The sequence below is a fragment of the Pseudomonas sp. NFPP12 genome (assembly GCF_900103205.1).
GTDB lineage: Bacteria > Pseudomonadota > Gammaproteobacteria > Pseudomonadales > Pseudomonadaceae > Aquipseudomonas > Aquipseudomonas protegens.
This window is the reverse complement of sequence record NZ_FMWW01000006.1, coordinates 143,350-162,296: the sequence shown is the minus strand read 5'-3', so window position 1 is coordinate 162,296 and position 18,947 is coordinate 143,350. Positions and strand designations below refer to the sequence as shown.

18 protein-coding genes are annotated in these 18,947 nt (G+C 63.2%); 10 read left to right on the top strand and 8 right to left on the bottom strand.

Going from position 1 to position 18,947, the window contains the following annotated elements:
• Nucleotides 1-91: 91 nt before the first annotated feature.
• Both BLS75_RS32445 and BLS75_RS25635 read right to left on the bottom strand, forming a co-directional pair.
• Nucleotides 92-268, bottom strand: coding sequence for a hypothetical protein (locus tag BLS75_RS32445; protein ID WP_011058958.1), 177 nt, complete (start codon nucleotides 266-268; stop codon nucleotides 92-94).
• 68 nt (nucleotides 269-336) lie between these two features.
• Nucleotides 337-924, bottom strand: a complete 588-nt coding sequence (locus BLS75_RS25635) for an LOG family protein (RefSeq protein WP_019096143.1) — start codon at nucleotides 922-924, stop codon at nucleotides 337-339.
• A gap of 351 nt (nucleotides 925-1,275) precedes the next feature.
• On the opposite strand from BLS75_RS25635, the gene azu reads away from it, so the two are divergent.
• Nucleotides 1,276-1,722, top strand: a complete 447-nt coding sequence (gene azu, locus BLS75_RS25630; protein WP_011058960.1) for an azurin — start codon at nucleotides 1,276-1,278, stop codon at nucleotides 1,720-1,722.
• A gap of 153 nt (nucleotides 1,723-1,875) precedes the next feature.
• Here azu and nadE read toward each other — a convergent pair whose 3' ends face one another.
• The 3 genes from nadE to BLS75_RS25615 form a co-directional block, all read right to left on the bottom strand.
• Nucleotides 1,876-2,703: an ammonia-dependent NAD(+) synthetase gene (gene nadE / locus BLS75_RS25625; protein WP_053148788.1), complete on the bottom strand. Its 828-nt coding sequence runs from the start codon at nucleotides 2,701-2,703 to the stop codon at nucleotides 1,876-1,878.
• Nucleotides 2,704-2,706: 3 nt separating this feature from the next.
• Nucleotides 2,707-3,921, bottom strand: coding sequence for a nicotinate phosphoribosyltransferase (pncB, locus tag BLS75_RS25620; RefSeq protein ID WP_015633947.1), 1,215 nt, complete (start codon nucleotides 3,919-3,921; stop codon nucleotides 2,707-2,709).
• A 202-nt stretch (nucleotides 3,922-4,123) separates the two neighbouring features.
• Nucleotides 4,124-5,026: a LysR family transcriptional regulator gene (locus BLS75_RS25615; RefSeq protein ID WP_015633948.1), complete on the bottom strand. Its 903-nt coding sequence runs from the start codon at nucleotides 5,024-5,026 to the stop codon at nucleotides 4,124-4,126.
• A 170-nt stretch (nucleotides 5,027-5,196) separates the two neighbouring features.
• Between BLS75_RS25615 and BLS75_RS25610 the strand changes: the two genes are divergently transcribed.
• From BLS75_RS25610 to BLS75_RS25565, 9 genes are all read left to right on the top strand, one after another.
• Entirely contained in the window at nucleotides 5,197-6,687 is a 1,491-nt protein-coding gene (locus tag BLS75_RS25610) for an L-piperidine-6-carboxylate dehydrogenase (RefSeq protein WP_011058964.1), read from the top strand.
• Nucleotides 6,688-6,800: 113 nt separating this feature from the next.
• Nucleotides 6,801-8,084: an L-pipecolate oxidase gene (locus BLS75_RS25605; protein ID WP_072452022.1), complete on the top strand. Its 1,284-nt coding sequence runs from the start codon at nucleotides 6,801-6,803 to the stop codon at nucleotides 8,082-8,084.
• A gap of 364 nt (nucleotides 8,085-8,448) precedes the next feature.
• Complete coding sequence (locus BLS75_RS25600) at nucleotides 8,449-9,585, top strand: branched-chain amino acid ABC transporter substrate-binding protein (protein WP_011058966.1); 1,137 nt, start codon at nucleotides 8,449-8,451, stop codon at nucleotides 9,583-9,585.
• Between the two features lie 161 nt (nucleotides 9,586-9,746).
• On the top strand, nucleotides 9,747-10,661 hold the full coding sequence (locus BLS75_RS25595) for an ABC transporter permease subunit (protein ID WP_011058967.1): 915 nt from the start codon (nucleotides 9,747-9,749) through the stop codon (nucleotides 10,659-10,661).
• A 2-nt stretch (nucleotides 10,662-10,663) separates the two neighbouring features.
• Nucleotides 10,664-11,959 (top strand): high-affinity branched-chain amino acid ABC transporter permease LivM, encoded by a 1,296-nt coding sequence (gene livM / locus BLS75_RS25590; RefSeq protein WP_011058968.1) that lies wholly within the window; start codon nucleotides 10,664-10,666, stop codon nucleotides 11,957-11,959.
• Nucleotides 11,956-12,828: an ATP-binding cassette domain-containing protein gene (locus tag BLS75_RS25585; protein WP_011058969.1), complete on the top strand. Its 873-nt coding sequence runs from the start codon at nucleotides 11,956-11,958 to the stop codon at nucleotides 12,826-12,828. The genes livM and BLS75_RS25585 overlap by 4 nt, the downstream gene beginning before the upstream one ends.
• Complete coding sequence (locus tag BLS75_RS25580) at nucleotides 12,825-13,541, top strand: ABC transporter ATP-binding protein (RefSeq protein WP_011058970.1); 717 nt, start codon at nucleotides 12,825-12,827, stop codon at nucleotides 13,539-13,541. Before BLS75_RS25585 ends, BLS75_RS25580 begins: the two co-directional genes overlap by 4 nt.
• 871 nt (nucleotides 13,542-14,412) lie before the next feature.
• Nucleotides 14,413-15,180 carry an SDR family oxidoreductase gene (locus BLS75_RS25570; protein WP_041115482.1) on the top strand — a complete coding sequence of 256 codons (768 nt, stop codon included), beginning with the start codon at nucleotides 14,413-14,415 and terminating at the stop codon, nucleotides 15,178-15,180.
• Nucleotides 15,181-15,427: 247 nt separating this feature from the next.
• Nucleotides 15,428-16,333, top strand: a complete 906-nt coding sequence (locus BLS75_RS25565) for a cation diffusion facilitator family transporter (RefSeq protein WP_011058972.1) — start codon at nucleotides 15,428-15,430, stop codon at nucleotides 16,331-16,333.
• Between the two features lie 73 nt (nucleotides 16,334-16,406).
• Here BLS75_RS25565 and BLS75_RS25560 read toward each other — a convergent pair whose 3' ends face one another.
• From BLS75_RS25560 to ureG, 3 genes are all read right to left on the bottom strand, one after another.
• Nucleotides 16,407-17,546 (bottom strand): AGE family epimerase/isomerase, encoded by a 1,140-nt coding sequence (locus BLS75_RS25560; protein WP_072452020.1) that lies wholly within the window; start codon nucleotides 17,544-17,546, stop codon nucleotides 16,407-16,409.
• A 168-nt stretch (nucleotides 17,547-17,714) separates the two neighbouring features.
• A complete protein-coding gene (locus BLS75_RS25555; RefSeq protein WP_041115486.1) occupies nucleotides 17,715-18,287 on the bottom strand; it encodes a HupE/UreJ family protein in 573 nt (190 codons plus the stop codon).
• 38 nt (nucleotides 18,288-18,325) lie between these two features.
• Nucleotides 18,326-18,940, bottom strand: a complete 615-nt coding sequence (gene ureG, locus BLS75_RS25550; RefSeq protein WP_011058975.1) for an urease accessory protein UreG — start codon at nucleotides 18,938-18,940, stop codon at nucleotides 18,326-18,328.
• Nucleotides 18,941-18,947 lie beyond the last annotated feature (7 nt).

Below are 18,947 nucleotides of genomic sequence, written 5' to 3'. Positions count from 1 at the left end.
TGCAGGAGCCGGCTTGCCAGCGATGGGGCCGGCGGATATTGCGTAGGGCTGGAGAGCGCTTTCGCTGGCCAGCCAGCTCCTACGGGGCAGGTCAGGCCTGGGGGGCCTCGGGCTCGGCGTCGTCGACGCTCACTTCACCTTCTGCATCCGGGTTCAGTGCGCTGGTTTCTTCAGCGGCGGCTTTCTTGCGTTGCAGCTTTTCCTCTTTCTTCTGTTCCTTGGCCAAGTCACGTTGACGTTTGGCGAAGGAGTAGTTGGGTTTGGCCATGGGCGATCCTCTGGGGTCGAAGGTGAGGTTGAGCGGCGCGTATTCTGCCTGTTATCGGGGCCGGGTGGTTAACTGGGTTTGCCTTCGGCCCATTTGTCCGGGACCGTCGGTTGCCAGGCGTCCAGCGCATCCAGCAGGCCGGCCGGCGACTCGCTCATTTGCAGCATGTCACGGTGCGGGGCACGGACGAAGCCTTCGCCGACGATATGATCGAGAAAACCGCTGAGTTTTTCGTAGAAGCCATTCACTTCCAGCAGGCCGAGCGGCTTGTGGTGGTAGCCCAACTGGCCCCAGGTCCAGACTTCGAACAGTTCTTCCAGGGTTCCCAGGCCGCCGGGCAGGGCGATGAAGGCGTCGCTGAGCTCGGCCATGCGCGCCTTGCGGGCGTGCATGCCGTCCACCACTTCCAGGCGGGTCAGGCCGCGATGGCCGATTTCCTTGTCCTTCAGGCTTTGCGGAATGATCCCGATGACTTCGCCCCCGGCCGCCAGGGCCGCGTCGGCGACGATGCCCATCAGCCCTACCGCGCCGCCGCCATACACCAGGGTCAGCTTGCGCTCGGCGATGGCCCGGCCCAGGGCCTGGGCGGCTTCACGATAGAGAGGGTTGGCGCCGGTGCTGGCGCCACAGAATACACAGACAGAAGTTAACGACATGACTTACTCCGAGGTCATTGATGGCCTCAGAGTAAAGGCTCGCCGGCCTCGCTCCAAGTATTAAACCTCCCGTTGCGGGGTTTCATGGGTACCGCTGGCGCCACAGGCGTAGGCGGCGAGCAAGCTGCGAAACAGGCTGTTCAACGGCATGAGGGTGACTCCGATCAGGGACGATGGCGTGATTCTAGAAGCGTGCCATGCCGCTGGCCGGTTGATTGTCTTGATCAGGTCGATAGCAGAGAGTTGTATACAATTTTTTGATGCAAATCATAGGAACTTGCGAGAAATTCAGGCAGTCTTCCGTCCCATGGATTCAGATGGATTTTGTTAACCCTGCCTTGGAGATTCACCATGTTTGCCAAACTCGTTGCGGTATCCCTGTTGACACTGGCCAGCAGCCAACTGATGGCCGCCGAATGCAAGGTCGATGTCGACTCTACCGACCAGATGTCCTTCAACACTAAGGAAATCACCATCGACAAGAGCTGCAAGACCTTCACCGTGAACCTGACCCACTCCGGCAGCCTGCCGAAGAACGTCATGGGCCACAACTGGGTACTGAGCAAGACCGCAGACATGGCTGGCATCGCCACCGACGGCATGGCCGCCGGCATCGACAAGAGCTACCTGAAGGAAGGCGACACCCGCGTCATCGCCCACACCAAGATCATCGGTGCCGGCGAGAAAGATTCGGTGACCTTCGACGTATCGAAGCTGACCGCTGGCGAAAGCTACCAGTTCTTCTGCTCGTTCCCGGGCCACAACTCGATGATGAAAGGCGCTGTGGTCCTGAAGTAAGCATCAGGCCCGGCTGCAACAAGAAAGCGCCCCCAGGGGCGCTTTTTTTGTGTGCATCCGTAGGAGCGGGCTTGCCCGCGAAGAGGCCCTCGAGCCTTGTGCAGTACAAGCGGCCCTTTCGCCGGCAAGCCGGCACCTACAGAGCGAGGCGGGTCATGGGGCGAAGGGCATGACGCGTTTGTGATGGGTCTTGCGGTAGGTGTCGCAGATGATCTTGAAGGCTTCCTCACGTACCGGCTGGCCATGCAGGAAGGCGTCGATCTCGGCGTAGGTGACGCCGTGGGACGCTTCGTCCGGCTTGCCCGGCGACAGGTCTTCGAGGTCGGCGGTAGGGACTTTTTCCACCAGGGACTCCGGCGCGCCGAAATAGCGGGCAATGGAGCGCACCTGGTTTTTCACCAGGCCGCTCAGGGGCGCCAGGTCGCAGGCGCCGTCACCGAACTTGGTAAAGAAACCCATCACCGCTTCGGCGGCGTGGTCGGTACCTATCACCAGGCCATGGGCGGCGCCGGCGATGGTGTACTGGGCCACCATGCGCATCCGCGCCTTGGTGTTGCCGAGGACGAAATCCCGGGACACCGCGTGCTGCCCCTCGAAGGCCGCGACTTCGTTGGCCAGGGCCCTGACCGCCGGGCCGATGTTCACGGTGTGGCGTTCGTCAGGGTTGATGAAGTCCACCGAGGCCTGGGCATCGTGTTCGTCGAACTGGGTCTCATAGGGCAGGCGCACGGCAATGAAGCGGTAGCCATCGTCCCCGCTGCGTTCGCGCAATTCACGCATCGCCCGTTGGGCCAGCAGGCCGGCGGTCAGGGAGTCGACGCCGCCGCTGATGCCCAGGACCAGGGACTTGAGCCCGGAATTGACCAGGCAGTCCTGGATGAAGCGGATGCGCCGGGCGATTTCTGCCTCAAGGGCGGCGTGGTCGGGAAAAGGTGCTTGGACCTTGAGCTGCTGCGCAATCTCACGCTGTACGGCTTGCATGATTCACTCCTTGCCAGGTTGGGCAGGTACTTGGAAAACGTGGCGCAAGTAAGCGACGAAGTTCGGATCCTTGCAATGGGTCTTGCCCGCTTCATCGGAGATCTTGGCGACGGGCTGGCCATTGCAGGCAGCCATTTTAAGCACGATGCTCATCGGCTCGACACCGGGAATGTCACAGGTCAGGTTGGTGCCGATGCCGAAGCTGACATTGATCCGCCCCCGCAGCGCACGGAATATTTCCAGGGCGCGCGGCAGGCTCAGGCTGTCGGAGAACACCAGGGTCTTGCTCATCGGATCGATGCCCAGCTTGTGGTAGTGGGCGATGGCCTTTTCCGCCCAGAGGATCGGGTCGCCGGAGTCGTGGCGCAGGCCGTCGAACAGCTTGGCGAAGAACAGGTCGAAATCGCCGAGGAAGGCATCGGTGGTGATGCAATCCGTCAGAGCGATGCCCAGCAAGCCACGGTATTCGCGGACCCAGCAGTCGAGGGCGGCGATCTGGCTGTCGATCAGCCGCGGCCCCAGTTGCTGGTGGGCCATGATCCATTCGTGGGCCATGGTGCCCAGGGGTTTCATGTTCAGTTCCCGGGACAGGTGCACGTTGCTGGTGCCGACAAAACGTCCGGGGAAATCGTGCTTGAGCACGTTCACTACTTCTTCCTGGACCCGGTAGGAAAAGCGTCGGCGGGTGCCGAAATCCGCCACTTGCAGCTCGGAAAGTTCTTCGCTGCTGGCGTTGGCGGTCAGCCAGTCGAACTTGCGGTACAGCTGCTCGCGGGCCTGGACCAGCTGGATCTCGCGATAGCGGTAGCGGTTGCGCACCTCGCTGATGATGGCCAGCATCGGCACTTCGAACAGGATCACGTGCAGCCAGGGGCCGCGCAGGCGGATAAACAGCTCGCCGTCCTCGATGCCGGTATGCACGTAGCGCAGGTTGAAGCGAAACAGCCCGAGAAAGCGCAGGAAATCCGGCTTGAGGAAGCTGATCCGTTCGAGAAAGCCCAACTGGTCGGCGCTCAGGCTCAGTTCCGCCAGGCGCTCGAACTGGTAGCGGATCTCTGCCAGATAGGGCCGCAGGTCCTCGCTGTTACGGCAACGAAACTCCCATTCCACCTCGACGTTGGGGTAGTTGTGCAGCACCGCCTGCATCATGGTCAGTTTGTAGAAGTCGGTGTCGAGCAGGTTCTGCACGATGCGATCGGCAAATACACTCTCGCTCATAACGGGAATCTCCATGCTGGCCGCGACGGACAAGTGCGGCATTCAGCTCTTTCAATGAAGGCGCTAGTGGCGCATAGACGCGCAGCGCTTTGCCAGTGTTTTTTGTGGCGGGCCATTCTCCGGCCGTAGGAGCTGGCTTGCCAGCGAACGGATCTTCAGTCTTGAGCAGGGCTCAAGGGCCCCATCGCCGGCAAGCCGGTTCCTACGGCAGGGGCGAGTCGTTGTGTTCGAGCATCCAGCGCACGAAGTCCCGGACCTTGGGCACTTCCGCCGAGTGTTCGGGGTAGGCCAGGTAATAGGCGTCCTGGCTGGGCATGGCGTATTCCCAGGCGATCACCAGCTTGCCTTCAGCCAGTTCTTCTTCCACCAGAAAACGTGGCAGCAGGGCGACCCCGCAGCCGACCTGGGCCGCACGGATGCACATATAGAAGGTTTCGAAGCGTGGGCCGTGGTAGCTGTGCTCGGTCTGGTAGCCCTGTTGGTCGAACCATTCGTGCCAGCCCTGGGGCCGTGAAGCGTTTTGCAACAGCACCAGTTCAGTGAGTTGCCTGGGGTCGGTCAAGGGCTCGGCGGGCAGGCTGTCAGGGGCGCAGACCGCCACCAGCTCTTCGCTGAACAGCTTCAGGCTCTCGGTGCCGGGGCGTGAGCCCTGGCCAAAGTAGAAGGCCAGGTCGGCATGGCCCTGGAGCAGTTCGTCAGGCTCTTGCTCATTGCACAGGTCCAGGTGGATGTGCGGGTGGCGCAGTCGCCAGCCCTTGAGGCGCGGCACCAGCCAGCGGGCGCCAAAAGTGTAGGGCGTGGAGACTCGTAGGACTTCGGTCTCGCCGCCGTAGGAACGCAGGTAATGGGTAGACATCTCCACCTGGGTGAGGATCTTGCGCACCTCCACCAGGTACAGGTCGCCGGCCGGAGTCAGTTGCAGGCGCCGCCGTACCCGACGAAACAGCAGGTGTTGCAGCAGCTCTTCCAGTTGCGCCACTTGCTTGCTCACCGCGCTCTGGGTCAGGTTGAGCTCTTCGGCCGCACGGGTGAAGCTCAGGTGCCGGGTCACGGCCTCGAAGCACTGCAGGGCGGTGATCGACGGCAAGTAGCGTTTGTTGAGCATGGGTGTTCCTTGTTCTTATGGGTGCCAGCGAGCGGCTCAGCATGAATAAACGGAATGATATCTCGCTTAAAGGTCGTTTGTTGGCAAGTCTCGGGCCAGCTACAACTACTAGCCTTGATGGCCGTCGCAGCGGCCTGGTTCTTTCGCTTTCATCTGTAAGGAGTAACCCCATGGTTGCCGCATTGCTTGATCGTCTGGGTGTCAACCCGGCCCTGTACCAGTCGGGCACCCAGCCTGTGCATTCGCCCATCGACGGCAGCCGGATCGCCGCGGTGAACTGGCAGGGCGCCGCCGAGGTGGAGCAGCAGGTCAGTCGCGCAGAGCATGCATTCGCCCTGTGGCGCAAGGTGCCGGCACCCCGTCGCGGCGAGCTGGTGCGGCAATTCGGCGAGGTGCTGCGCGAGTACAAGGCCGACCTGGGGGAGCTGGTGTCCTGGGAAGCTGGCAAGATCACCCAGGAAGGCCTGGGGGAAGTGCAGGAAATGATCGACATCTGCGACTTCGCTGTCGGCCTGTCGCGCCAGCTCTACGGCCTGACCATCGCCTCCGAGCGCCCGGGCCACCACATGCGTGAAACCTGGCATCCCCTGGGGGTTGTCGGGGTGATCAGCGCCTTCAACTTCCCGGTAGCGGTCTGGGCCTGGAACACCACCCTGGCGCTGGTCTGCGGCAACCCGGTGATCTGGAAACCCTCGGAAAAGACCCCGCTCACCGCCCTGGCCTGCCAGGCGCTGCTGGAGCGCGTGTTGAAGAACTTCCAGGATGCTCCCGAATACCTGAGCCAGGTGATCATCGGCGGCCGTGATGCCGGCGCCGCCCTGGTGGACGATCCGCGGGTGGCCCTGATCAGTGCCACCGGCAGCACCCGCATGGGCCGCGAAGTGGCGCCGAAAGTGGCCGCGCGCTTTGCCCGCAGCATCCTCGAACTGGGGGGCAACAATGCCATGATCCTCGGCCCCAGCGCCGACCTGGACATGGCGGTGCGCGCCATCCTGTTCAGCGCCGTGGGTACCGCCGGCCAGCGTTGCACCACCCTGCGTCGCCTGATTGCCCACGAGTCGGTGAAAGAGGAAATCATCAGCCGCCTCAAGACGGCCTATTCCAAGGTGCGCATCGGCCACCCGCTGGAAGGCAACCTGATCGGCCCGCTGATCGACAAGCACAGTTTCGAGGCCATGCAGGATGCCCTGGAGCAGGCCCTGAGCGAGGGCGGCCGGGTCTTCGGCGGCCAGCGCCAGTTGCAGGACCAGTTCCCCAACGCCTACTACGTGTCGCCGGCCATCGTCGAAATGCCCGAGCAGAGCGAGGTGGTGTGCAGCGAAACCTTCGCGCCGATCCTCTATGTGATCGGCTACAACGACTTCGAAGAAGCGCTGCGCCTGAACAACGCCGTGCCTCAGGGCCTGTCGTCCTGCATCTTCACCACCGACGTGCGTGAGGCCGAGCAGTTCATGTCGGCGGTGGGCAGCGACTGCGGCATCGCCAACGTCAACATCGGCCCCAGCGGCGCAGAGATCGGCGGCGCCTTCGGCGGCGAGAAGGAAACCGGCGGCGGTCGCGAATCCGGCTCCGATGCCTGGCGCGGCTACATGCGGCGCCAGACCAACACCGTCAACTACTCCCGGGAACTGCCGCTGGCCCAGGGCATCACCTTCGATTGAGTCTTTTCGCGAGCACGCTCGCTCCTACGGGGAGGTTTGTAGGAGCCAGCTTGCTGGCGAACAGCGGCAAGTGCGTTTCAGCGTCTGTGGTTCGTTGATTTCGGAGTCTGGCAATGGCGCTACAAGAACAATGTCTGTGGGAAACACTCACTCCGCTACGGCCTGACAGGGCGCCGCTCAAGGGCGAGCTGACGGCGGATGTGTGCATCATCGGCGCCGGCTTCACCGGGCTGTCGGCCGCCGTGCATTTGCTGGAGCAGGGCAAGCGGGTCTGTGTGGTCGAAGCCCACCGCGCGGGGCACGGCGGTTCAGGGCGCAACGTCGGGCTGGTGAACGCCGGCATGTGGATCCCGCCGGACGAGATCGAGGCCGGTTTCGGCGAGCAGGTGGGCAGCCAGCTCAACCGCATGCTCGGCGCGGCGCCGTCATTGGTGTTCAGCCTGGTGGACAAGTACCACATCGATTGCCAGCTGCGCCGCGAAGGCACTTTGCACATGGCCCACAACGCCCGGGGCGAGGCTGATCTGCGCAGCCGTGAAGAACAGTGGAAACGTCGCGGGGCCCCCGTGGAGCTGCTGACCGGCGCGGCGTGCGAGGCGGCCACCGGCACTCGCAAGATTGCCGCGGCCCTGCTCGACCGGCGGGCGGGAACCCTCAACCCCATGGCTTACGTCAGCGGCCTGGCCAGGGCGGCGACGGAATTGGGCGGGCGTCTGTTCGACCATTCCCCGGTCACCCGCCTGGAGCGCCAGGGCCAGCGCTGGTCGGTGCAGACCGAACAGGGCTCGGTGCTGGCCGAGCAGGTGGTGATCGCCTCCAACGCCTACACCGAAGGCGACTGGACCGAGCTGCGGCGCAACTTCTTCCCCGGCTACTACTACCAGGTGGCTTCCGCGCCCCTGACCGAAGAAGCGGCCCGGCAGATCCTGCCCGGGGGCCAGGGCTCCTGGGATACCCGACAGGTGCTCAGCAGCATCCGCCGGGATGCCGAGGGCCGCCTGTTGCTGGGCAGCCTGGGCAATGGCAGCCAGAAGCCCTTGTGGTTCCTCAAGGCCTGGGCCGACCGCGTACAGCAGCATTACTTCCCGTACCTCAAGCCGGTGGAGTGGGAATGCACCTGGACCGGCTGCATCGCCTTCACCCCCGACCACCTGATGCGCCTGTTCGAGCCGGCCCCGGGCCTGGTGGCTGTCACCGGTTACAACGGCCGTGGCGTGACCACCGGAACCGTGGTGGGCAAGGCCTTCGCCGACTACCTGTGCAACGGCGACCCCCAGGCCCTGCCGATCCCCTTCGCAGCCATGCAGCCCCTGGCCGGCGTGGGCTTGCGCAGTTGCCTGTACGAAGCCGGCTTCTCCCTCTACCACGCGGGCCAGTGCCTGCGAATTGTGATCTGAACAAGGAAATAGTGGGCGGCCGACGACGCTTTTCGATGCAGCGACTAGCCTGTAATGGTGCGGCTCGTAGCAGTCTCGCACCAGCAGTGTGCAGTTCGGTGACGCGAGCTGTTACAGCAGGGTTGCACGTTGAATTGTGTCGCGGTTGCAATGATGGCACGCATGGGTTGCGCCCATTAAAAAGCAGGGTTTTACCTTCCGCGGTTTAGACGGTTGCACGCCCAATAAAAAAGGGCTCGAAACAGTCGAAATAACAATAAGACAGCGACTTTTTTCAGAATAAAAAACCACTGGCACGGCGCTTGCTCTGAGCAACCTTAGTGAAGTCGCAGTGCCAACTAAAAAAACCTTGGAGCACCACCTCATGTCCCAGACGTTTTACAAGAAAGGCTTTCTGGCCCTCGCAGTGGCAACTGCGCTGGGTGTTTCTGCGTTTGCTCAAGCCGACCTGAAGATCGGTGTAGCGGGTCCCATGACAGGCGCCAACGCGGCATTTGGCGAGCAGTACATGAAGGGTGCACAGGCAGCGGCTGACGAGATCAACGCCAAGGGCGGGGTCAACGGCGAGAAGATCGTCCTGGTCAAGGGCGATGACGCCTGTGAACCCAAGCAGGCGGTGGCAGTGGCCAACCGCCTGGTGGACCAGGACAAGGTGGCCGGCGTGGTCGGGCACTTCTGCTCCTCGTCGACCATTCCGGCTTCCGAGGTGTACAGCGACGCCGGTGTGATTGCCATCACCCCGGGCTCCACCAACCCCCAGGTCACCGAGCGTGGCCTCTCCGCGATGTTCCGCATGTGCGGGCGTGACGACCAGCAGGGCATCGTCGCCGGTGACTACATCATCGATGTGCTCAAGGGCAAGAAAGTCGTGGTGCTGCACGACAAGGACACCTACGGCCAGGGCCTGGCGGATGCCACCAAGGCACAGTTGACCAAGCGCGGCGTGACCCCGGTGCTGTACGAGGGCCTGACCCGTGGCGAGAAAGACTTCAGCGCCGTGGTGACCAAGATCCGCGCCGCCGGCGCCGACGTGGTGTACTTCGGCGGCCTGCATCCGGAAGCCGGTCCGCTGGTACGCCAACTGCGCGAGCAGGGCCTGAAGGACGTCAAGTTCATGTCCGACGACGGCATCGTTACCGACGAATTGGTGACCACCGCCGGTGGCCCGCAATACGTTGACGGCGTGTACATGACCTTCGGCGCCGACCCGCGCCTGCTGCCAGACAGCAAGGCCGTGGTGGATGCCTTCCGCAAGGCCGGCACCGAGCCAGAGGGCTATACCCTGTACGCTTATGCCTCGATCCAGGCCCTGGCGGCCGGCTTCGGCGGCGCCAAGTCCAACAAGGGCGAAGATGCGGCCAAATGGCTCAAGGCCAATCCGGTGAAAACCGTGATGGGCGAGAAGTCCTGGGACGCCAAGGGTGACCTCAAGGTTTCCGACTACGTGGTCTATCAGTGGGACAAGGACGGCAAGTACCACCAGCTGGAAAAACAGAAGTGACATGAGTCCGAACGGGCCGGTACCACCCCCTGGTACCGGTCCCTGCTCGTGCAGTACTTGCCTTTTCTCGTAGAGCTGCACAACGGACGTGTTGCGCAGACGGGTGATCCCTGTCCGGCGTCGACGGCCTGTGCAGTCTCTCAAGTCCGTGAGATTGCGTTATGGATGGTATTTTCCTGCAGCAACTGATCAATGGGCTGACCCTCGGGTCCGTCTACGGTCTGATCGCCATCGGCTACACAATGGTCTATGGCATCATCGGCATGATCAACTTCGCCCACGGCGAGGTTTACATGATTTCCGCCTACCTCGCGGCAATCAGTCTGGCTCTGCTGGCCTATTTCGGCATTGAATCCTTCCCGCTACTCATTCTCGGCACGCTGATCTTCACCGTCGTGGTGACGGGGATCTATGGCTGGGTCATCGAGCGCGTGGCCTACAAACCCCTGCGCAACTCCACCCGCCTGGCGCCGCTGATCAGCGCCATCGGCATTTCGCTGATCCTGCAGAACTACGCGCAGATCAGCCAGGGTGCCAAGCAGCAAGGGGTTCCGACCCTGCTGGCCGGGGCCTGGAAAGTCGATATCGGCACAGGCTTCGTGCAGCTCACCTACACCAAGATCTTCATCCTGGTGGCGGCGTTCGCCGGCATGGCACTGCTCACCTACATCATCAAGTACACCAAGCTCGGGCGTATGTGCCGGGCCACCCAGCAAGACCGCAAGATGGCCTCGATCCTCGGCATCAACACCGACCGGGTGATCTCCTACGTGTTCGTCATCGGCGCGGCCATGGCGGCCCTGGCCGGGGTGCTGATCACCATGAACTACGGCACGTTCGACTTCTATGCCGGCTTCGTCATCGGCATCAAGGCGTTCACCGCGGCGGTACTCGGCGGCATCGGCTCGCTGCCTGGGGCGATGCTCGGCGGGATCATCCTCGGCATCTCCGAGTCGCTGTTCTCCGGCTTGATCAACTCCGACTACAAAGACGTGTTCAGTTTCTCGCTGCTGGTGCTGATCCTGATCTTCCGTCCCCAAGGCCTGCTGGGTCGCCCACTCGTGGCGAAGGTGTAAGTATGTCTGCTGCCAATAAACCGATTGATATCAAAAAGAGCGTCATCGACGCCGTGCTGGCCGGGCTGATCTCGCTGATCGTGTTTGGCCCCATCGTGGGTGTGGTGCTCGATGGCTACAGTTTCAACCTGCAGCCGACTCGCGTGGCCTGGCTGGTAGCCATTGTCATGGCCGGCCGGCTGGCCCTGAGCCTGTTCCTGCAAACCCCCAAGGGCCTGAAGATTCTCCAGGGCTTTGAAAGCACCGGCTCCGGCGTGCATGTGCTGGCGCCGGACTACAAGTCGCGGCTGCGCTGGATCATCCCGGCCCTGATCGTGATCGCCATCGTGTTTCCGTTCTTCGCCAACAAGTACCTGCTGACCGTGGTCATTCTCGGGTTGATCTACGTACTGCTGGGCCTGGGGCTGAACATCGTGGTGGGGCTGGCGGGCCTGCTGGACCTGGGTTACGTGGCGTTCTACGCCATCGGCGCCTACGGCCTGGCCCTGGGCTACCAGTACCTGGGCTTGGGCTTCTGGACCGTGCTGCCCCTGGCGGCGATTGCCGCGGCCCTGGCGGGGTGCATATTGGGCTTCCCGGTGCTGAGGATGCACGGCGACTACCTGGCCATCGTGACCCTGGGCTTCGGCGAGATCATCCGCCTGGTGCTCAATAACTGGCTGTCCTTCACCGGTGGCCCCAACGGCATGCCGGTGCCGTCGCCGACTTTCCTGGGCCTGGAGTTCGGCCGCAAGGCCAAGGACGGCGGGGTGCCGTTTCATGAGTTCTTCGGCCTGGAATACAACCCCAACCTGAAATTCCTGTTCATCTACATCGTGCTGTTCCTGGTGGTGCTGCTGGTGCTCTACATCAAGCACCGGCTGACCCGCATGCCCGTGGGGCGGGCCTGGGAAGCCCTGCGTGAAGACGAGATCGCCTGCCGCGCCATGGGCCTGAACCATGTGCTGGTCAAACTCTCGGCCTTCACCATCGGTGCCTCCACCGCGGGCCTGGCCGGGGTGTTCTTCGCCAGCTACCAGGGCTTCGTCAACCCGTCCTCGTTCACCTTCTTCGAGTCGGCGCTGATCCTCGCCATCGTGGTCCTGGGCGGCATGGGCTCGACTGTCGGCGTGGTGATCGCAGCCTTCGTGCTGACCGTGGCTCCGGAGCTGCTGCGCAGTTTCTCCGAGTACCGGGTGCTGCTGTTCGGCATTCTCATGGTGTTGATGATGATCTGGCGACCGCGAGGGCTGATCCGCATCAGCCGCACCGGCGTCACTCCACGCAAAGGTGCTCTGACTGAGGGGAACGCGCCATGAGCGAATACATTCTTTCGGTCGAAAACCTGATGATGCACTTCGGTGGCATCAAGGCCCTCAGCGACGTCAGCCTGAAGGTCAAGCGCAACTCGATCTTCGCCCTGATCGGCCCCAACGGCGCCGGCAAGACCACGGTGTTCAACTGCCTGACCGGCTTCTACAAGGCCTCCGGCGGGCGCATCGAGCTCAATACCCGGGGCCGGCAGACCAACGTCATCAAGCTCCTGGGCGAGCCCTTTCGCGCCACCGACTTCGTCTCGCCGAAAAGCTTCGCCAGCCGCCTGTACTACAAGATGTTCGGCGGCACCCACCTGGTGAACCGCGCCGGGCTGGCGCGGACCTTCCAGAACATTCGCCTGTTCAAGGAAATGTCCGTGGTGGAAAACCTGCTGGTGGCCCAGCACATGTGGGTCAACCGCAACCTGCTGGCCGGCATCCTCAACACCAAGGGCTACCGCAAGGCGGAAAGCGCCGCCCTGGACCATGCTTTCTACTGGCTGGAAGTGGTGGACCTGGTGGACTGCGCCAACCGCCTAGCCGGCGAGTTGTCCTACGGCCAGCAACGACGCCTGGAGATCGCCCGGGCCATGTGCACCCGGCCGCAGATCATCTGCCTCGACGAACCGGCCGCCGGCCTCAACCCCCAGGAAACCGAGGCGCTGAGCGCAATGATCCGGCTGCTGCGCGACGAGCACGACCTGACTGTGGTGCTGATCGAACACGACATGGGCATGGTGATGAGTATTTCCGACCACATCGTGGTGCTCGACCACGGCAACGTGATCGCCGAGGGCGGGCCGGAGGCGATCCGCAATGATCCGAAAGTGATTGCCGCCTACCTGGGTGCCGACGAAGAGGAGCTGGCATGACTCAACCTATCCTCGAACTCAAGGACCTGGACGTGTACTACGGCCCGATCCAGGCCCTGAAGAAAGTCTCGCTGCACATCAACGAAGGGGAAACCGTGAGCCTGATCGGCTCCAACGGCGCCGGCAAGTCGACCCTGCTGATGTCGATCTTCGGCCAGCCCCGGGCGGAGTCCGGGCAGATTCTCTATCGCGGTGTGGACATCACCCACAAATCGTCCCACTACATCGCCTCCAACGGCATCGCCCAGTCCCCGGAAGGGCGCCGGGTGTTCCCCGACATGACCGTGGAGGAAAACCTGCTGATGGGCACCATCCCCATTGGCGACAAGTACGCCAATGAGGACATGCAGCGCATGTTCGAGCTGTTTCCCAGGCTCAAGGAACGGCGTACCCAGCGGGCCATGACCATGTCTGGCGGCGAGCAGCAGATGCTGGCCATTGCCCGGGCATTGATGAGCCGGCCCAAGTTGCTGCTGCTGGATGAGCCGAGCCTGGGCCTGGCGCCGATCGTGGTGAAGCAGATCTTCGCCACCCTGAGGGAGTTGGCGGCCACCGGCATGACCATCTTCCTGGTGGAGCAGAACGCCAACCACGCGCTGAAGCTCTCGGACCGCGCCTACGTGATGGTCAACGGCGAGATCCGCTTGAGCGGCACCGGCAAGGAACTGCTGGTCAACGAGGAGGTGCGCAACGCTTACCTGGGCGGCCACTGACCGTCCGCTCTGTGATAAAGCATGCCCCGCCGGCCCGCGCCGCCGGGGCATTGTTATGCCCACCCCATCCCGTCTTCCCCTGTAGGCGCTGGCTTGCCAGCGAAGGGGGCCGCCTGACCGCCTTTCTGATTTCACCGAGCGCCGACTGGCGCTTTGCGCCTGCACCAAGCCTGTGTCCGGTAATTGTGGAAAACATTCCTGGCAAGCTGCTTTAACGCGGCATAAAGACGCTGCAAACAGTTGTTTTTCCACTGTTTTGACTTGTCCCCGTTTGCTGTGGAGCGGGCTGTGGGTAACGTGGGTGTAGCTGGCTGCAGGCCTTTAACCACGTGGCTTGCAGGCGATTGGTTGTTTTTTGATCGGTGCTTTTTGTGGGAGCTGAAGGTGCGCTTGTCAACCTTTTTATTGTCGCAGCCGTACCTGGAAAAGGGTCGGGATAAGCCTGTGGATAAGTCTGTGATTAAACTCTGGAAAGACGGCTCTGAGCGGCGTAGTTACTGGCCTCTGGCCTTGTCAACCTTGACCGTGCGGTCATCTTTGCCCGGGCCGGCTGCATGGACCCGCGGTCCGGGTCAAGCAAAAAACTTCTGCTGAACCCACGCAAGCCCTGTGGATAGCGGCTTTCAGCCCTTTGCACTTGCCCCCAAAGACTGTGGACCGGCCTGTGGATAAGGTGCGTGCACATGGCTGCAGGCCACGTAACCCGCGGCTTGGCGCCAGGTGAGTGTTTTTTGTACAGCGAGCGTCGGGCGCGCTCACCGCTTGCGGCTCTTTACGGCCAACGGCGCGGTTGCCGGTAGGAGCCGGCCCGGGCATGCTGCGAAGCGTTTTTTATCGAAACGGCGGCTCGCCACCCAGCAAGGAGAACACCATGACTTCCACACTGTTCATTACGGGCGCGACTTCCGGTTTTGGCGAAGCCTGCGCCCGGCGCTTTGCCGCAGCCGGCTGGTCCCTGGTACTGACCGGGCGCCGCGAGGAGCGCCTCAGCGCCCTGTGCGCGGAGCTGTCCAAACAGACCGAGGTGCATGGCCTGGTGCTCGATGTGCGCGACCGCAAGGCCATGGAAGAGGCCATCGCCCAGTTACCGCCCTCGTTCAGCAAGCTGCGCGGGCTGATCAACAACGCCGGCCTGGCCCTGGGCGTGGACCCGGCGCCCAAGTGCGACCTGGATGACTGGGACACCATGGTCGACACCAACATCAAGGGCCTGATGTACAGCACCCGCCTGCTGCTGCCACGGTTGATCGCCCACGGTCGCGGCGCAGGCATCGTCAACCTGGGCTCCATCGCCGGTAACTACCCGTACCCGGGCAGCCACGTCTATGGCGCGAGCAAGGCCTTCGTCAAGCAGTTCTCCCTGAACCTGCGCTGCGACCTGCAGGGCACCGGCGTGCGCGTCACCAACATCGAGCCGGGGCTGTGCGAAAGCGAGTTCTCCCTGGTGCGCTTCGCCGGTGACCAGGCACGCTACGACGCCACCTACGCCGGGGCCGAGCCGATCCAGCCCGAGGACATCGCCGACACCATTTTCTGGGTGCTCAATACCCCGGCACACGTCAACATCAACAGCCTGGAGCTGATGCCTGTGAGCCAGACCTGGGCCGGTTTCGCCATCGAACGCAATGCCAAGTCATGAGTCTCCTGTAGCCGCTGCCGCAGGCTGCGACAGGGCCGTAGTGCCCTCCGGCGCCCGCAAGATCTTGCGCCTCTTGCGGAGGCGGTCGCAGCCTCGCCATCGCTCGGCAGCGGCTACAGTTGTACTCGGATACACATAAGCTGATTCGTTTCAGCTTGTGGTCAGCCCTGACAGGTTAGAATTCCCGCCGGAAATTTCGCCGCTGCCTCACACGAGGCGGCGTTTTTGAAGTTCGATAGGAGGAATTGTGAGTAACCGAGGTGAGCAGGCTCTGCTCAAACAATCGACCGTACTGATGTTCGCCGTGGCGATCGCCGGTATCGTCACGGGTTTTGTTTCTGGCGCCCAATCCATCCTGTTCGATGGATTTTTTTCGCTGATCGCCACCTTCATCAAGGTCCTGATGCTGATCACCGCCAAGCTGATCGCCAAGGAAAGCAACCACCGTTTCCAGTTCGGCTTCTGGCACCTGGAACCCATGGTGCTGCTGATCGAAGGCAGCTTCCTGATGCTCATCGCCATCTACGCCTTCCTCAATGGGGTGTTCGGCATCATCAATGGTGGCCGCGAGGTCGAGCTGGGGCTGGTGATTTTCTATGCGGCGTTTTTCGCCGTGGCGGAGTTCGCCTACTTCTTCTACGTGCGCCGGCGTAACCGCAAGCTCAAGTCGTCGCTGATCCAGTTCGACAACATCAGCTGGCTGGTGGACGCGATGCTATCGGTGGGGCTGCTGGTGAGCTTCATCATCGCCTTGCTGCTCAAGCAGTACGGGCACGGCCAGTGGGCGGTGTATGTCGACCCGGCGATCCTGATCCTGCTGGCCCTGAGCATGTTGCCGCCGGCGCTGAAGATCCTGCGCCCGGCCCTGCGTGATGTGCTGGGGATCGCCCCGGACCAGTTGGACGAAAAGGTCCGCAACGTGATGGAGCAGGCCAAGGCCGCCCATGGTTTCGACGACTACATCAGCTACGTGCAGAAGCACGGTCGGGCGCGGTTCATCGAGATCCATATCGTCCTGCCGGCGCACTATCCGCTGCAGGATGTGGCGACTCTGGACCGCTTGCGCGAGGAGATTTCCAGCCAGTTGGGAGAGGCCGACGCAGCGCGCTGGCTGACCATCAGCTTTACCGGGGACCGCAAGTGGATCGCTTGAGGGGCGGCGCCTGTTTCGCCGGCAAGCCGGCTCCTACAACACCGCGTAGGAGCCGGCTTGCCGGCCAAGGGCCTCAGGCAAAATATTCCGCCAACCCGCGATAGCAGGTCGCCAGGTGATAAGGCGTGGTCGAGGGCATATCCCGCCGGCTGACCGCGCCGCTGGCATCCAGGCATTCATTCCAGCCCCCTGCATGCAGGAAATGCGCTTGCAGCGCCTTTAGCTGACGCAGCAAGGGCGCCTGGCCGGCCGGGCGCAAGGTCAGGGCACGCAGGTATTCGGCCTGGGCCCAGATGCGCTGGGTGGCGTCCTTGACGCCGGCTCGGGGCGGCAGTTCGAGCATGGCGCACACGGCGCCGCTCTCGGGCTCGACACCCAGTTGCTCGGTAAAGGCGAAGGCTCGTTCCACGCAAGCGTGCAGGGCGCTGCCGCGCAGTAACTGTGATGAGGCCAGCAGGAAGTACCACTCGAACTGGTGCCCCGGCTCGAACCAGTTATCCACAGCTCCCAGGGGCTTCTCCATCATCACCCCGTGCTGGGGGTCGATGAACTGCTGCTGCATGGCCTGGCACAGTTCCAGCAACGCGGCTTGGACCGCAGCGTCCTCGCGTACGGCCAGGATCGCGAGAAAGGCTTCGGCCAGGTGCATCAGTGGATTCTGCAGCGGCCCCGAACCCAATATGCACCAGTCCTCGGCGAGGCTGGCTTCGTAGAGCCCGTCGCCGCGGGCGAAGCGCTGGGCTACCACTTCCAGGGCGGCGTTGAGCACCGACTCCACCAGCGGCTCGCGGACCTTGGCCCAGTAGTGAGCGCAGGCGAAGAGGATGAAGGCGTGGGTGTAGAGGTCCTTGCGCCTATCCAGCGGCGCGCCTTCGGGGTCGATGCTGTAGAACCAGCCGCCGTGCTCGGCGTCGTGAAAGTGCCGCTGCAGCGAGCGGAACAGTGCGGCGGCGCGCTCCTGGGCGAAGGGCGCGGCGGCATCGCCGATCAATTGGGAGAACAGATACAACTGCCGGGCGCAAGCCATGGCCCGATAGCGCTGCGGTGGCAGCGGCCGATGCTCGGCGTCCAGCGCCTCATAGGGCAACGCCAACTGCGGGTTCCAGCCCGGGCCCTGCCATAGCGGCACTATCACCTTGTGGAAATGCTGCTGCATGGCGTTGAACAGAGCGCTCGATTCAGGCGAGGCGGCGGAACGGGATACATCAGGCATTGGCTGGCGTCGTCACGGCAGTTTTGAATGCGCGACATGTTACCAGAGAAGCCCCACAAGGCGGCTTGCCCGCCGAGCACGACCTGCTGGCAGGAACTGGCTTGCCAGCGAAGGCGGCCCGCAGGACCGCCTTCGCCGGCACGCCGGCTCCTGCAGATGAAGCAGGGATCAGCCTGCCAGCAACCAGACGCCCGTAGCGGCCGAGGCCGCACCGGCCAGACGCACCAGCGGCGCTGCCGCCTGAGGCAGTACCCGTACCACGGCATAACCGGCGGCATGCAAGGCAGCGGTAGCGGCCACGAAACCCATGGCATAGGCCCAGGGGCTGGACATGTCCGGCAGTTCCAGGCCGTGGGCCACGCCATGGAACAGGGCAAACAGCGCGGTGGCGGCAATCGCCAGGCTCAGGGGCGGGCGCACGGCCAGGGCCACGGCCAGGCCCAGGGCCAATACCGAAGCGGCGATGCCGCTTTCCAGGGCCGGCAACTCCAGGCCCTCGAAGCCCAGCACGCCACCGATCAGCATGGTGCCGACGAAGGTGCAAGGCAGCGCCCAGCGCGCGGCGCCTTGCTGCTGGGCGGCCCACAGGCCGACAGCGAGCATGGCCAGCAGGTGGTCGAGGCCGCTGATGGGGTGGCTGATACCGGCCATCAGGCCGTTGTCGCCATGGCCCGGGTGGGCGAAGGCCAGGGCCGGGGTCAGCAGCAGGGCCAGGGCCCCGAGGATGCGTTTTAGGGTCATGGAGTGGCTTTCCTTGTTGAGCGGATTGGGTTCGGGGATCAGGCCGCGGTGAGCAGGCCCTGGCGTTCGATGAAGGCGATGATGTCCGCCAGGCCCTGGCCGGTTTTCTGGTTGCTGAAGACGAACGGCTTGCCGCCGCGCATGCGCTGGGTATCGCTGTTCATCATCTCCAGGGAGGCCCCCACCAGCGGCGCCAGGTCGATCTTGTTGATCACCAGCAGGTCGGATTTGCAGATGCCCGGACCGCCCTTGCGCGGCAGCTTGTCACCGGCGGAAACGTCGATCACATAGATGGTCAGATCGGAGAGTTCGGGGCTGAAGGTGGCCGAGAGGTTGTCGCCGCCTGACTCCACCAGGATCAGGTCGAGCCCGGGAAAGCGCCGGTTCAACTGGTCCACCGCTTCCAGATTGATCGAGGCGTCTTCGCGGATCGCGGTGTGCGGGCAGCCGCCGGTTTCCACGCCGATGATCCGTTCCGGCGCCAGGGCCTCATTGCGTACCAGGAAGTCGGCGTCTTCGCGGGTATAGATATCGTTGGTCACCACCGCCAGGTTGTAGCGCTCGCGCAGGGCCAGGCACAGGGCCAGGGTCAGGGCGGTTTTACCGGAGCCCACCGGGCCGCCGATGCCGACGCGCAGAGGTTGTGCGTTCATGAGTTTC